Annotated in this window: 18 protein-coding genes; 4 read left to right on the top strand and 14 right to left on the bottom strand. The window is 66.8% G+C overall.

Translation table 11 applies throughout. The features are described from left to right. Positions 1–52: 52 nt before the first annotated feature. The 12 genes from NA10_RS32180 to NA10_RS32125 form a co-directional block, all read right to left on the bottom strand. The gene (locus tag NA10_RS32180) at positions 53–922 is read right to left on the bottom strand and encodes a protelomerase family protein (protein WP_067574483.1); all 870 of its coding nucleotides are present in this window, start codon (positions 920–922) and stop codon (positions 53–55) included. A 485-nt stretch (positions 923–1,407) separates the two neighbouring features. Then, a complete protein-coding gene (locus NA10_RS32175; protein WP_067574482.1) occupies positions 1,408–1,665 on the bottom strand; it encodes a hypothetical protein in 258 nt (85 codons plus the stop codon). Between the two features lie 340 nt (positions 1,666–2,005). Next, a complete protein-coding gene (locus tag NA10_RS32170) occupies positions 2,006–2,302 on the bottom strand; it encodes a YbaB/EbfC family nucleoid-associated protein (protein WP_067574481.1) in 297 nt (98 codons plus the stop codon). Further along, a complete protein-coding gene (locus NA10_RS32165; RefSeq protein WP_067574480.1) occupies positions 2,299–2,643 on the bottom strand; it encodes a hypothetical protein in 345 nt (114 codons plus the stop codon). The genes NA10_RS32170 and NA10_RS32165 overlap by 4 nt, the downstream gene beginning before the upstream one ends. Beyond that, positions 2,640–2,963: a hypothetical protein gene (locus NA10_RS32160; protein WP_157556893.1), complete on the bottom strand. Its 324-nt coding sequence runs from the start codon at positions 2,961–2,963 to the stop codon at positions 2,640–2,642. Before NA10_RS32160 ends, NA10_RS32165 begins: the two co-directional genes overlap by 4 nt. Before the next feature lie 29 nt (positions 2,964–2,992). Further along, positions 2,993–4,309, bottom strand: a complete 1,317-nt coding sequence (locus NA10_RS32155; protein WP_067574478.1) for a hypothetical protein — start codon at positions 4,307–4,309, stop codon at positions 2,993–2,995. A 24-nt stretch (positions 4,310–4,333) separates the two neighbouring features. Beyond that, positions 4,334–4,672 carry a hypothetical protein gene (locus tag NA10_RS32150; RefSeq protein WP_067574477.1) on the bottom strand — a complete coding sequence of 113 codons (339 nt, stop codon included), beginning with the start codon at positions 4,670–4,672 and terminating at the stop codon, positions 4,334–4,336. Between the two features lie 25 nt (positions 4,673–4,697). Beyond that, positions 4,698–5,852 carry a DUF8176 domain-containing protein gene (locus NA10_RS32145; protein ID WP_067574476.1) on the bottom strand — a complete coding sequence of 385 codons (1,155 nt, stop codon included), beginning with the start codon at positions 5,850–5,852 and terminating at the stop codon, positions 4,698–4,700. Then, positions 5,849–7,105 carry an FtsK/SpoIIIE domain-containing protein gene (locus tag NA10_RS32140; protein ID WP_169812683.1) on the bottom strand — a complete coding sequence of 419 codons (1,257 nt, stop codon included), beginning with the start codon at positions 7,103–7,105 and terminating at the stop codon, positions 5,849–5,851. The genes NA10_RS32145 and NA10_RS32140 overlap by 4 nt, the downstream gene beginning before the upstream one ends. Before the next feature lie 294 nt (positions 7,106–7,399). After that, on the bottom strand, positions 7,400–7,675 hold the full coding sequence (locus NA10_RS32135) for a hypothetical protein (RefSeq protein ID WP_067574474.1): 276 nt from the start codon (positions 7,673–7,675) through the stop codon (positions 7,400–7,402). Positions 7,676–7,707: 32 nt separating this feature from the next. Further along, entirely contained in the window at positions 7,708–7,920 is a 213-nt protein-coding gene (locus tag NA10_RS32130; protein WP_067574473.1) for a hypothetical protein, read from the bottom strand. After that, positions 7,920–8,414, bottom strand: coding sequence for a hypothetical protein (locus NA10_RS32125; RefSeq protein WP_157556892.1), 495 nt, complete (start codon positions 8,412–8,414; stop codon positions 7,920–7,922). The genes NA10_RS32130 and NA10_RS32125 overlap by 1 nt, the downstream gene beginning before the upstream one ends. Before the next feature lie 122 nt (positions 8,415–8,536). Here NA10_RS32125 and NA10_RS32120 point away from each other — a divergent pair, with 122 nt between their 5' ends. The 4 genes from NA10_RS32120 to NA10_RS32110 are packed head-to-tail and all read left to right on the top strand — an operon-like array spanning position 8,537 to position 11,811. Continuing rightward, positions 8,537–9,292: a ParA family partition ATPase gene (locus NA10_RS32120; RefSeq protein WP_067574471.1), complete on the top strand. Its 756-nt coding sequence runs from the start codon at positions 8,537–8,539 to the stop codon at positions 9,290–9,292. Beyond that, positions 9,289–9,699, top strand: coding sequence for a hypothetical protein (locus NA10_RS32115; RefSeq protein ID WP_157556891.1), 411 nt, complete (start codon positions 9,289–9,291; stop codon positions 9,697–9,699). Before NA10_RS32120 ends, NA10_RS32115 begins: the two co-directional genes overlap by 4 nt. Before the next feature lie 14 nt (positions 9,700–9,713). Continuing rightward, entirely contained in the window at positions 9,714–9,872 is a 159-nt protein-coding gene (locus NA10_RS37285) for a hypothetical protein (protein WP_218021622.1), read from the top strand. 13 nt (positions 9,873–9,885) lie between these two features. After that, positions 9,886–11,811 (top strand): hypothetical protein, encoded by a 1,926-nt coding sequence (locus tag NA10_RS32110; protein ID WP_067574469.1) that lies wholly within the window; start codon positions 9,886–9,888, stop codon positions 11,809–11,811. Positions 11,812–11,974: 163 nt separating this feature from the next. Here the strand turns inward: NA10_RS32110 and NA10_RS32105 are convergent, their stop codons facing one another. Then, positions 11,975–12,277 (bottom strand): putative type II toxin-antitoxin system PemK/MazF family toxin, encoded by a 303-nt coding sequence (locus tag NA10_RS32105; RefSeq protein ID WP_067574468.1) that lies wholly within the window; start codon positions 12,275–12,277, stop codon positions 11,975–11,977. After that, positions 12,274–12,540, bottom strand: coding sequence for a hypothetical protein (locus NA10_RS32100; RefSeq protein WP_157556888.1), 267 nt, complete (start codon positions 12,538–12,540; stop codon positions 12,274–12,276). Before NA10_RS32100 ends, NA10_RS32105 begins: the two co-directional genes overlap by 4 nt. Positions 12,541–12,638: the final 98 nt, after the last annotated feature.

The following is a 12,638-nucleotide window of genomic DNA, read 5'->3' as shown; positions in this document are numbered from 1 at the left end:
TGTAATTCATAAAATGCGTTTCGGGAATTCCTTTTCGAATTACTATCGAATTCTATTCGGATGTTTCGAGGTAGAATCCGAGGTAATCCAAGGTCGTATCGATGAGTTTATGTCCGAGGATTTCGCATTTATATGCGATGTCGAGAACATTTCTCGGAGCGAATTCATAGTACGCGACTGCGGCGTATGCCTCACGCAAATCTGAGGGAATCAACGGCTTTCCATTCAAGTCTTGGAATGCCTTTTTCGACGCAAGTCCTATTTCTTTATTGTACTTTGCCGAGAATTGTTTGTTGTCAATTGTCTGGTCTACTTCGGTGCGCAATTTCTCGATTGCCGAGAGAATGAGTTCGCGGTCTCCCAGGATCGGGATCGTGTAGGGAGCCTCGGCGCGCTCGGCGTCCCGGGTCTTGGCCTGCCCGCTGAATACTACCTGGTTACGGTCGGTAGGTACAGGGGCGAACCGGCCGCGGAGGGCCACCTCTACCGGTCGGCGTCCGGTCAGGGCGCACAGTGCCGCAATGGCCTTAGGGTTGGACCAACGTTCGAACATGCACTCCCCGAGAAGGATCAGAGCCGAATTGACGAAGGCGTCCGGATCCAACGGGCGTACGTCATTGTGCTTGGCCTTGCGGGTATCGGCCTGGTGCTGGTCGTATTCTTCTTTGCGGGCCGGAGAGTACCGGAGATATTCGGTAATTTTGGAGTATGCCCCGAATTTCTCGATGAGCGCGTGACGGTAGGCGGCGACAAGATTTCGGTTGGTCAGAACCGAGTATTTCTGTCCGTTCTCTTTTTTGCGATTGTGGATCCAGGACAGTTCGGACAGGGCCACCATTCGCAAGCGTTCCGGGGGCAGATCCGTGACCCGTTCCACGAATTCCGCGATGCGCTGTTCTTCGGCTTTTGACAGCTGAGCCACGTGGTCCTCCCAATCTCGTCGGCAACTTCCCCAAGTATATCCGTAAAGGTTGGGAACGCGTAATTAAAAACGCGAATTCTGATGAAGTTTCCTGGTGTTCCAGTAGTTCTACTGGTGCGACCTATCTGCCTGGTCTGCCCTGTTCGAGATGGAGTGGGAGTACTGCGGTTTTACGTGTTTCGGCGGTCCCCTGATTGTTGGGCCTAAAACTGGACAGTTAGCTGGTCAGGCCCGACTTTCGACCAGGCGGCAAGCCTCACGCCCAGTACGCGGAGTTGTCCCAGTACGCGCTGCACTCATGCTACGGCAAAACTTCATTTGCATGTTATGACTCTTAATACTGGTTCCCGTAGAACGCTATGGTCGGTGGCCCCTCATTTCCGTGCACAAAACCGGACTCTGGGCTGGTCGGAGGGGTGTATGAGGAAGGCCGGGAGCGCTGTGAGATTGGCTCCCAGCTTCGGGTTTCGGGTCGAGCGTGGGGACTACTCGGTCTCCGGCATGGGCGCACAGAGCTTCAGAAATCCTCGCGCGCCACCACCGGGATCGGCCGCGGCTGTGTGCTCGGTGTTCGATGCCGACAGCGTGGTCAGCTCGTGGAGAATCGCGTCGAGTTTGGCGCGGTCTCGGGGGTGGAGGTCGTAGGCGGCGCTGGTCAGGTGAAGACTCACCTTTATGACGGTGTCACTGTCGTCGAGGGTCAGGGTGCCGAGATCGCCGAGGGAATAGCTGATGCGGCTCATCGGTGCAGTGTGGCTCCAGCCCGCGCCTAGCGAGAACGAAATGAACGATCCTCCTGGTCGCCGGGCTCGGACATCTTGGACCCACAGCGGCATGGGCGCGGGTTTGCGGGGGTGAGTTGCTGCGGTGGGGGTGCGGTAGTGGGCGCATATCGAGGCATCGACGCTGGTCCGGGCGGTGCACCATGTAGGTCGCGCCCATCTGGTGGGCGCGTCGGTGGGCGCATTTCAACGGTTTCGGCGGTTTCGACCCCCACACCCTCATCACCAGGTGCGGGGCGGTGAAGGCCGGGAGCGCTGTGAGATTGTCTCCCGGCCTTCGGGTTTCGGGGTGGGGGCGGGTTCAGGTGAGGGCGGTACTGAGGCGGATCAGGAGGGCGCTGCGCTGCTGGGCGGCATGGGCGGCGGCCTGGGCGCACGTCTCCAGCACGGCGGCGGCCACCTCGGCAGGTGGGCGGGTGGTGACCGATTCGGCCAGCCACAGCCCGATCAGCGCCCCATCTCCGGCCACGTCGGCGGTGATATCGCCGTTCGGGCTGGTGGCGGTGCCTTGGATGTGGGCGAGCCCGTCGGCGGTGAGTACCAGCGTTTCGAGCTGGTCACCGATTTCCGCGATCAGGGCTTGGATGTCCGCGCTCATACCGCACGCACCCAGCTGGTGACCGAGGTGCCGGTGGTCTCCGCGGCGTCCAGGCGGGCCAAACCCACGGCCACGGCCTCGGGGGTGGGCAGGCCGAGGCGGTCCAGCAGCACCGAGGCCATTCCCGCTGCGGCCAGGGCTTGGCGGCGTTCGGCCTTGGCTAGCAGGGTCGAACGCTGGGCCAGGCGCACGATTTCGGCCGCCAGGTGTGTTGCCCCGCGCCGGTATTCGCTGGCCTCGAAACTCAGGGCGGTGGGTAGGCCCTGGTCGGTGGCGGTCACGGTGATGGTGCGCGCGGAATTGCTGCTGGTCGCCGTATTCACCGAGGTGAGGGTACTCATGGGGTCGATCCTGTCGCGTCAGGGTGGTGTGCGGTGCCGTCGTGGCCCAGTACCGGGTCGGTGGCTTTCACGGTGCCGTAGAGAGCGGCGGCGATATCGGGGTCGCACCAGCGGAAAACCTGGCCTGGTCGGACGGTGGGCAGGTTGTCCCAACTGTGATCGCGGATGTCCACGGGGTCCTCGTAGGTGCCAGGGATGTAGTCGTCCACGATCACGCGTGGCGTGGGCCTGGGACGCAGGGGAGCGGGCGGTGGCGGGGTGGGGGTGGCGGGGAGAGCGAGCCCTGCAAAGCCGGGCAGGTCACCGAATAGGTCGGACATGAGGGGTTGTCCTTCGCGGGCGGGCGGGATCAGGTGGTGGTGGGCGCGACTCCGGCCTGTCCGTGGCGGCGGGTTTTGTCGTCGGTGTCGGCCTGCGGTTTTCCGGCGGTGACCGGTGGGGCAACGGCACCCGGGGCGGTGGTGCTGTCGTTGGGGATGCCCGCTTGCGGCTGGGCAGGCTGGGCGGCCTGGGGTTTTTCGCCGGTCGGGGCGGTGGTGCTGGGGTGTTGGGGCACCGAGGCGGGTTTGTCGTTGGTCGGGGCCGTGGTGGTGCCGGGGTCGGTCGTGGTGGTGCCGCCGGGATTGAAGTCGATAGTGGGGGTCTTCGCGCCCGGGGTGGTCGCGCCGGGTGTGGTCGTGCCGCCGGTGGTGGTCGTGCCGCTGGTGGTGTTGGCGGCCAGGGCCTTCTCCCCGTACGCCTCGCCTTTTTCGATCGCGGTGGTGATCACCGTGCTGCCCTTGTCGATCAGCGCGGATCCGAGGGTCACACCACCGGTGATCAGGGCCGATCCGAGGGTGACTCCGGCGCTGATCAGAGCCGTCTGCAAGGTGAGCTGGGCGGCGAGTTCCGGGTTCGACTGTGCCAGTGACGAATTCAGGTAATTGGTGTTGGTGCCGTTGTTGTAGCTGCTGTTGTTCCAGCCGTTGCTGTAGTTGCTGTTCCAGCCGTTGTTGTTGCTGTTCGGGTATTGGCTGTTCCAGCCGTTGTTGTAGGTGTTGGGGTACGTGGTGGTGTTGGTGGTGCTCGGGTTCTTGCCGGTGGTGTCCACGGTGGCCGCGGGCACGGTGACCCCGGGCGAATCGGCGGAGATCTGTTTGACCTGGGTCGTGTAGGTGTCCATATCGCCATCAGCGGCCTTGACCACGTTCACCCCGTCTGTGACGTAGTCCGCGGCCAGGTTGACCACGGTGTCCAGATCCGCTTGCGAGCGTGCGGTTTTCACCAGCGGGGTGGCTTGGGCACGGAAGTTCGCGATCAGGGTGTCCAGCTTGGTGGCCGCCTGGTCGCGGGTGTCATAGGCCGAGGTCAGCAGCGGTGTCAGCTTGTCGGACACATCGGCCAGGCCCGCGGTCTCGGTGGTGGTTTTGGTGATCGCGGGCACCGCGGCCAACGCGGTTTCGGCGCTGGTGAGTTGGGTGGCTCCGCTGCGGTGGGTGTCCTCGCTGGCGCGCACGGTCGTGCTGACCTGGGTCAGGGCCGAGAGGGCTTTGTCGTCCGGGCGTGCGCCGGTGCCCAGGGCTGCGCGGAGTTTGAGCAGTGGTGCGACCAGGGCACTGACCAGGGCGGGTTCCTCCACCACTTTGGTGGTGTCTCCGCCTTGGGTGCCGGTTCCGTCGGTAGTCATCTGTCCCCCTGCGGGTTTCGGGTTCTATGCCTGGATTTCGTCGGGGCCGGGCACGGTGCCCGCGATGGTGTCCGCGCTGTCGGTGTCCACCTGATTGAGCACCTTTCCCCAGGTGGTGATCGCTTGGCCGTAGGCATCGGTCAGCGCCGAGGCGGTACCGAGGCGGCTGCTGTGCGTGGTCCAGGCGGTGGACCAGGCCGCGGCGAAGGAGTTGCCGAGGGTGCCCAGGCCGGACAGGTCGATTCCGGCGGCGGTATCGGCGTGGTCCTTGGCGGTGCCCAGCAGGGCGGCGGCCTGGGCGGCGGCGGTGGTGTAGGCGGCCGAGGCGGTGTAGTCGAAATTCACGCGGTCGTTGGTGGTCATGCGCTTTTCCTTCTCTGCCGGGTTTTCAGGAGTTCGGGCGGATTGAGGTGATGAGCGTGCGTCCGCCGTCGGTGCGGGTGGTGATGGTCTGGGTGTATTGCACGGGGGTTTTGTCGGTGGGGTATTGCTCGGACAGCAGCACATTCCAGGTGCCGCCGGTGGCATCGCCGTCGGCGCGGGTGATGTGTACGCAATAGCGGGTGGTCACGGGCACGGTGTCGATTCCGGCCTGGATCGCGGCGGCATCGGGTACGGCGGCGTCGGTGCTGACCCAATCGCGTGCGCGCGCACCGCTTCGGTCGGAGTAGTAGGCCCATTCGAAACCCAGGATCGCGCCCGGTCCGGTGCTCGGATCCCCGGGTCCGGCGCCGACCACGGTGGTGGCGGTTTTGGTGGCGTAGCAATCGGGGGTGGCGTGCGCGTAGGACTCGGGCACCGCCGGGCCGGTCGGGGCGCTGGTGACCGCCGCCGGATGGGGAGCCGTGCTGGCGGGGGCCGCCAGCGGGGAGGCGTGTCGCACGTTCACGATGATGATCAGGCTGAGTACGAGCACCAGGCCCACCGCCACCAGCACCGCCATCAGGCCGTTTCGGCCGCCGAACACCGGATGGCCTTCGGCGTCCTGGTCTGGGTCTTTGCGGTGCAGCCGGGCGCGTACTGCCGCCCCGCGCCCGCCGGAGCGATCGGTGAACGCCGTGCGGGCGGCGTCGCTGTAGGTGGCGGCCCCGTCCTTGTTCATCGCGTCGTAGTCGGGGAGCTGGTAGTCGCCGTCGGCGGTGCGGGTGGCGTGCGGGCCGGGGTTGGTCGGACGCGCGAGCCAGGAATCCCAGGATCCGACCCGGCGGGCGGTGGTCGCTACGGGGTTGAAATTCGGGTCTTCGGCGAAGTCGTAGTCGGTCTCGTCGTCGTAATCCTCCTCGTAGTCCTGGTCCTGCGCGGCGTCGTATTCGGCGTCGTAGTCGCCGGTTTCGCTGTCGTCGTACTCGCTGTCGTCGTAGTCCTGGTCCTGCGCGGAATCGGTGCCGAAACCGCCGGCGGTTTCGGCCTGGTCCTGCTCGGCCTCGATGGGATCCTCGGCGACGGGCAGGCGGGCCACGCGCGGTGAATTCGGTAACGGCAACCCGCGGGGCGGGGGCGGGGCCTTGCGGGGCAGGGCGGGACCGAAATCCGGATTGGTCATCGGGTCGACCCCCTTCGTGCGCTGGTCGGGTGGGTGGAGGCCGTGACCTTCTCACCGCGCACGACCCGCAATTTGCGGACTGGGGCGCTGGGTGCCTGGGCGGTGATCCGATGCCCGCGCCCGACGGTGATGCCGGGGAAGTCGCGGGTGTAGTGCGCGGTGGCGTGGGCCACCTGCGCGGCCAGGGTCCGGGTGCAGAATGGGGCCTTGAACTGGGTGTAACCCGAACTGGTCTCGTTAATGATGGTGCCCACGCCCCGGAATTCGGGGCGCATCCGATGCAGCGGGGACATTTCCGGGTATTCGCGCAGGCCCTCACCGAGTGCGGCGATGGCCGCGGCGGTGGTGCGCACCGGGAAACACAGGCTGGTGGTGCACAGATCGCGGATCCGGGTGGGCAGGTTGTTGTCGGTGGGTTTCTGGGTGGCCAGGATCAGGAAGATTCCGGCGCCACGGCATTTGGCCTCGATATCGGCGGTCAGGTCCACCACACGCGGGTCCTGCATCCAGGTCTGGCACTCATCGAGCAGCACCACCAGTACCGGCCATTGCGGTGAGGGCGCGCTCTTGGATTCCCAGAAACTATCGACTCCCAGCTGGTCCCACATCAGGGTGTAGCGGCGGTTCATCTCCGCTTGCAGGCCGGTCAGGAACTCCACCACTTCTTCGAGGTCACTGCCGAGCAGATGCGAAATGCGCGGTGCGACACCGCGATAGTCACCGATCATCGGCGCGGGCGCTTTGCCGTTGGCCACGGCCATCTGTACCGAGTCCGAGGGGGCCAGGGTGGTGATCAGGCCCAGGCACCACGCGGTTTTCCCGGTGCCGGGGTTACCGCCGACCACCATGCCCGAGGCGTCTTTGATCGGCAGGGTGATCGGGTCGCCCCACATATCCGGCCCCATCGGCACCGCGCCCCAATCGGTGACCGGGCACGGCGGTGGGGCCATCTCCACCGTGCAGGTCAGAGGGTTGGTCACCAGGGCGCGGACTCGGATCAGGCCGGGGGTATCGGTTTCGGTGACCGAGACTTCCCGCACGCGCCACGCGTTGGCCAGGGCCACCTGTGCGGCTTTGAATTCGGGCAGTCCCACGGTGTCCACGGTGCTGACCCACAAACTCACGCCGTAGATGTCGGCGGTGGCGCGGACCAGGCGCGGGACGAGGATCCGGGCGCTTTGGGCGCTGGCGGTGGTGCGCCCGTCCCAGCGGTCTTTGATGCTGGGGGAGCGGTCTTCGAGGTAGAGCTTCAAATTGCGGGATTGACGTGTCCAGTCCCGGCGAATTCGGTGGGCACGGCGAACATTGGCCTGGACCTCGGGTGCATCAGCGCGCCGGTACATCGCATACCCCCCACGTCGCGCGCGGCTCGGTACGAGCCGAAATATCCCCCATTCCCACCTCCGAAAGTTCCACTGCCACAGCGGGGTGACCTTGTGTGCTACTGAACGTTACTGCGGCATATACGGTTTCGACATCGCAGGCACGCGGATACGCGGAGGCTGGGAACGAATCCACTTCCCGGCCTTCGCGTTCGGCGTGCTCGACTATCGGGCCTTTCCTTCGGTGGTTGTGGCGCGCCAGGCCGTGTGCTCGGCACGGAAGGCATCGACCGATGCCTGATCCAGTGCCTGGGATACCGCTTTGGCGGTGGCCGAGGTCAGCGTGATCACGGTTTCGGTGCCTGCGGGGTCGATCTGTGCCAACAGCACGCGGCCATGGTCGACGGTCACCAGGACGTGACTGCCGTCTTCCAGGGAGACTCCGCCGGGACTGAGCCAGTCCCACGCGGAAGCGGCCTGGCGGGGGTCGGTGTCGGACATCGAGGGCGCTCCAATCGGGGAAAGCGGTGGGGTCATCGGTCTTGGAGGTGGGCCAGATGGGCGCGGGCGGCGTCGCCAGCGGCCAGGGCCAGGGCCAGGGCGGTGTCCACCGCGGCCAGGGCCGCGCGGATCTGCGGGTCCAGCACGCGCACGCTCAGGGCCGGGTCGGTCATGAATCCGTCGGCGGCTTTGAGTTCGGCCAGGGCGCCACGCAGATGCGCGGTCAACCGCTCGGCACTGCTCATCACTGCTGCCCAAGCGGTTCGGTGCGGACCACGCCGCTGGTGTCGATCTCGGCGTCGACATCACCACGCATGGTCACGGGTGTGTCCTGGGCCAGGATGTAGACCTGCGATCCGGCCGGTACTCGTACTTCGGCGGTGATGCCGGGGCCGGGGGTGGCCGTGCTCACCGATCCGGTATTGCCTGATCCGCCGATGTTTCCGGCGATCACGGGGCCGCCGCCGGTGATGGTGACGCTGTGGCCGGTGCCCAGGCCGGTGGTGATCGGTGCGGCCTTGGGCACGGTGACCCGCAGGCGTCGGCCGCGGCTGGTCGCCTCGGCCGCGTCGATGCACGCTTGGGCCGCCGCGTCGCCGGGCTGGGCCGGGCGCAGGGCGATGGTGGCGAAGTCGATATCCGGGTCTCCGATCACCAGCACGGTGCCGCCTCGGCCGCGCAACTTCAATGTCACGTCGGCGTGTCCGGACTCTTCGGTATGGAATGTGTTGTCGCTCAAGATGTTTCCCCCTGTGAATCGGGTTCGTGTCGCCATGGTCCCATGCTACGCTCGAAACTTCATTTGAGTGATATTATTCTTGCTACTGAAACCAGTAGGACTATTTGAGAGGAGGTGATCCGATGATTCTGGTCTTTGTGGGCAAGTCATCCGGCAAGACGACCAACGCCGTGAACGTGTCCACCGCGCTGGCGCAACGCCCGATGTCGCTGCGCGCCAAACGCGCACAGCGATTACGGCGGGTGCGCCTGGTGAACGCCGACCCGCAGGGGTCGGCCTCGGAATGGGCGGCCCAGCGCGGTGGAGTGGGTGATCTGGTGGAGGTGATCGACCACATCGCGCCCACGATTCACAAGGATCTGCCCGAGCTGCTGGCCGGAGTCGATGACCTGGTCATCGACTGCCCCGCCGGAACAGGGCGCCCGCTGCCGATCCCGGACGGGCGGATCCAGATCACCCGCAGCGCGATCCTGGCCGCGCTGTCCGAGGACAACGGTGTGGTGGTGGTGCCGATGACCCCGAGTCCGTGGGATCTGTGGGCCGGGGACGATCTGGTCGAGGTGATCGAGGAAGCCTGGACCTTCGACGGTGCCGCGCCGGGTGCGCGCTCGCGCACGGTGCTGCTGCTGAACCGGGTGAGCACGCGCGCGGCCTCGGGGGATCCGAAACGAACTCCGTTGATCGTGCGCGCGGCGCGCTCGCGATTGGCGGCCTCACCGCTTCCGGTGCTACACACCGTGATCCACGACCGCCAGGACTACGTCCAGGCCCCCGTGCACGGGCTCGGAGTGACCGAGTACGCGCCACGGGGCTCGGCCGCGGACGAAGTGCGGGCATTGACCGAAGAACTACTGACATTGGCAGGAGAGAACAGATGATGGCCACCGGTGCCACCCCCCGTAAGAATCTGGAAGTGCCGCCACCGCGCCGGGGTGCGGCCAAGGCCAAGGAATCGGCCGATGCCTGGACCGCCGCGACCGCGCCCGCTCCGGCCGAGGCCCCCGCGGTGGGCGAGCCGATCAAGAAACTGAGCCTGGAGATTCCCGAGTCGGTGCACCGCAACACCAAGTCCGGGGCCGCGATGCGGGGCCACACGATGATTTCCGAGGTCATCGAGATGTGCGGGGCACGCAACGGGATGTGGCCGTGGCCCGAGGATGTGGTGGCTCAGGTCAAGGCTCAGATAGCAGCCGAGGAAGCGCACCAGGACCAGGCCCAGCCCGAGACGGCTCCGCCCGCGCCGGTCAAGCGCACGCGCGCGCCCCGCCGCCAGGCCGAGGCGTGAGCGCGTACCACCGGGTGCCCACCGCCGATCCAGCGGCGGTGATGGAGTGCACCGCATGCGGGTCGCCCGATGCGATGGAACGCACCGACGACCTGATCACCGATCTGGAACAGAAATGCGGCGAGATTTGGACCTGCGGAGCGTGCGGGGCCGAGTACATCGACGAATGGTGAAGGAAGGCGAGCAGTGACCATGACCTTCGAGCCCCGGGCGGACGCACCGCCCGATATCGCGAGCGTCCCCACCGGCGACGGGGACACCGACCGTGGTGTCCCCACCACCGCGCGGGGACACCACTCGGGTGGGGACACCGTCCCCACCGCGACGGGGGACGCGTCCCCGATTGCCTCCGGTGTCCCCACCGGGGACGGGGACGTGTCCCCACACGATGGGGACACCGGACACGGTGTCCCCACGGCGGTGTCCCCGATCGGGGACGGTGTCCCCACTGTCCCCACGACCGTCCCCGATTCGGGTGGGGACACCCTTCCGGTGTCCCCGAGCGTCCCCGCCGAGGATGAGCACGCCGCGGTTCTGGGTGATTCGTCCACGACCAAGAAGGCCAAGATCCAGTACGCGGTGAGCGTGCTGGGCACCCCGACGCGCGCGCCCAAGCCCGCAGAGGTGACGGACTGGCTGGCGGGCTACGGCATCGAGGTGACGCGCAGCAAGGTCTATGACGAGGTCACCGCCTACCGCAACGACCACGGCATCAGCAGCACCGGGGAGTTTCCGGTGATGACCCCCCAAGAGCTGACCCAGACCGACACCGGCCCGTCGGGGGACGCGTCCCCGGGACAGCGCGATATCAGTGGGGACACCGTCCCCGACTCGGGTGGGGACAGCGTCCCCACCTCCCAGGACCAGGGCGGGCGCGATGCCGAGGTGATCACCGAGACCGAGGAGGGCCGGATGGATCAAGGCGTGAGCAGCGAGGAGTACTGCGACCCGCGCACCATGGATCTTCCGCTGGTGCCCACCGCCGTGCGGGACAGTTTCGACACCGAGCTGGCGACCGTGCTGGCGACCGCCAACGGCAACGGCAACGGCAACGGCAACGGGCACACTGTCCCGGCGTCCCCGCACGGGTTCCAGGGGTGGGGACACCCGCAGGGGGACACGTCCCCGATCGTCCCCGGGACACCGGACGGTCTGATTTCGACCTACCTGGGTGTCCCCACGGATGTCCCCTTCGGAGATGGGGACGCGTCCCCATCGGGTGGGGACACCGTCCCCACCGTCCCCACCACAAACCATGCGACAAAGGGGACGCGTCCCCATCGGGTGGGGACACCGTCCCCGAGTGTCCCCACCTCGGCGTCCCCGATCGGGGACGCTGTCCCCATTCCCGTCCCCACCGAGGACGAGGTGTCCCCATCGCAGGGCACACCCGGCGGGGACAGGGCCAAGCAGCTACCGGCCTGGCTCACCGGCGGGTGTTATGCGGTGGCGCTGGCGACCATTCCCGTCTCGGTGAACACCTCGTACCGGTTCTTCGAGGAGGTCATGCGTATCACCGACCGCACCGAATTGGTCGGTATGGCGTTCGTGATGGAAATGGCACTGGTCATGTGTGGCGCCGGGATGGCCTACAGCGTGAAGCGGTTCGGTGATCCGGGCGCGTTCCGACTGGTGGTGTGGAGCATCTGCGGTTTCGCCGGATGGACCGCGCTGCATATGTCCACCAGCTTGGGCGAAGCACTCGGCCGTGTGGTCCTGGGGCCGGTCCTGGGCGCGATCATGCTGCACCTGGCCCTGGGGTTGGTCCGGCGTACCCACCACCACCGCACGGGCACCCTGGCCCGGGTGGGCCGTGAATTGCGTGAACGCGCGCTCTCGCGCCTGGGCCTGGCCGACGACGCACGCACCGCGGCCCAGCGCATCCGTGACCGGGCCACCACGCACGCGGTGCAGGTGAGCCTGGAACTGGCGCAGCCCAAGTTGCGGCCGTGGCGTAAGCGGCGGCTGCTGCGCCAGCTCCAGCACGCACTCGCCGCGGCGAAGGTGGCCGACGATCCGATGATGCGGCAAACGCTGCTGGCCCGGCGCAAAGTGGCCCACAGCGCCGAGCACTTCGCCGGACTGGATCAGGGATCGGCCTGGGTCGAGTAGTCGCACTCACCCCAGGGCACAAGGAAGGGACCAGGAGCAATGCGCGCTCCTGGTCCCTTCCTCTATTGAACCCGAGCCCCACCCAGAGACGGGTGGGCTGGGTGGGGAGGGGCTGGGTGGGCAGGGTGCAAAAGGTGTGTGGATGCACCGGACCGCCGGCGGTCTACAGACCTACCAGGACGGTCAGGGCAGCCCCGAGGGCTTCCATGGTGTCCTCGGGGGCGGTGCCGAGGAAGTCGCGGAATCGGTCCGGATCCGCGGCCACCAGGGAGCGGCCCAGGATGTAGCCGTGGCCGGGCAGGGTAGTGGCCAGCATCGCCCGCAGCCCGGTGGGACGCACATCGGTCACGTCCACGGTCATCGGCAGGCCGGAGGCGTTCAACTCATCAGCGCTGACCACCAGGACGGTTTTCGTCCGGGCCAGTGCCTGATAGGTCCACAGGTCCCCGCGGTGCAGTGCGATCACGCGGCGTCGCCGTGGCGGTGCGCCTCGCTGGCGTGCATGAGGGCGTGCTCGGCCTCGCGTTCGGCGTAGAACGCCGCGGTTTCCTCGGGGTGCTCGCGCTGCCATTTGGCCAGGGCGCGGGCTTCCTCGGCCAGCATGCGGGCGCGGGCCGCGCCCGCGATCCACTCCGAAACGTTGCCCTGGGTCTTGGCGTCGGCGGTGGCGAACTCGCGGATCTGCTCGGCCAGCCGATCATCCAACGTCACAGTGATACGGGTAGTCATACCGGGCAGCATACTCGGCAGCGACCTGGATAGCGGCTGGATCGGTCGGGCCTTGCACCCCTTGCACCCCCGTCCCGACGAGGCAGCCACAGGGGAAA

Origin of the sequence: Nocardia acidivorans NBRC 108247 (assembly GCF_001625085.1) — a bacterium.
Classification (GTDB): Bacteria; Actinomycetota; Actinomycetes; order Mycobacteriales; family Mycobacteriaceae; genus Nocardia; species Nocardia acidivorans.
The sequence above is the reverse complement of the archived record's forward strand: the minus strand, read 5'-3'. Positions and strand labels throughout refer to the sequence as shown.

Bases quoted from the DNA above. Each gene is read 5' to 3' on its own strand.
- NA10_RS32135 (WP_067574474.1), bottom strand. From the start codon at position 7,675: ATGTCCGACACCGACCCCCGCCAGGCCGCTTCCGCGTGGGACTGGCTC.
- NA10_RS32115 (WP_157556891.1), top strand. From the start codon at position 9,289: ATGATGGCCACCGGTGCCACCCCCCGTAAGAATCTGGAAGTGCCGCCA.
- NA10_RS32100 (WP_157556888.1), bottom strand. From the start codon at position 12,540: ATGACTACCCGTATCACTGTGACGTTGGATGATCGGCTGGCCGAGCAG.
- NA10_RS32120 (WP_067574471.1), top strand. From the start codon at position 8,537: ATGATTCTGGTCTTTGTGGGCAAGTCATCCGGCAAGACGACCAACGCC.
- NA10_RS32130 (WP_067574473.1), bottom strand. From the start codon at position 7,920: ATGAGCAGTGCCGAGCGGTTGACCGCGCATCTGCGTGGCGCCCTGGCC.
- NA10_RS32165 (WP_067574480.1), bottom strand. From the start codon at position 2,643: ATGAGTACCCTCACCTCGGTGAATACGGCGACCAGCAGCAATTCCGCG.
- NA10_RS32155 (WP_067574478.1), bottom strand. From the start codon at position 4,309: ATGACTACCGACGGAACCGGCACCCAAGGCGGAGACACCACCAAAGTG.
- NA10_RS32145 (WP_067574476.1), bottom strand. From the start codon at position 5,852: ATGACCAATCCGGATTTCGGTCCCGCCCTGCCCCGCAAGGCCCCGCCC.
- NA10_RS32150 (WP_067574477.1), bottom strand. From the start codon at position 4,672: ATGACCACCAACGACCGCGTGAATTTCGACTACACCGCCTCGGCCGCC.
- NA10_RS32170 (WP_067574481.1), bottom strand. From the start codon at position 2,302: ATGAGCGCGGACATCCAAGCCCTGATCGCGGAAATCGGTGACCAGCTC.
- NA10_RS32160 (WP_157556893.1), bottom strand. From the start codon at position 2,963: ATGTCCGACCTATTCGGTGACCTGCCCGGCTTTGCAGGGCTCGCTCTC.
- NA10_RS32175 (WP_067574482.1), bottom strand. From the start codon at position 1,665: ATGAGCCGCATCAGCTATTCCCTCGGCGATCTCGGCACCCTGACCCTC.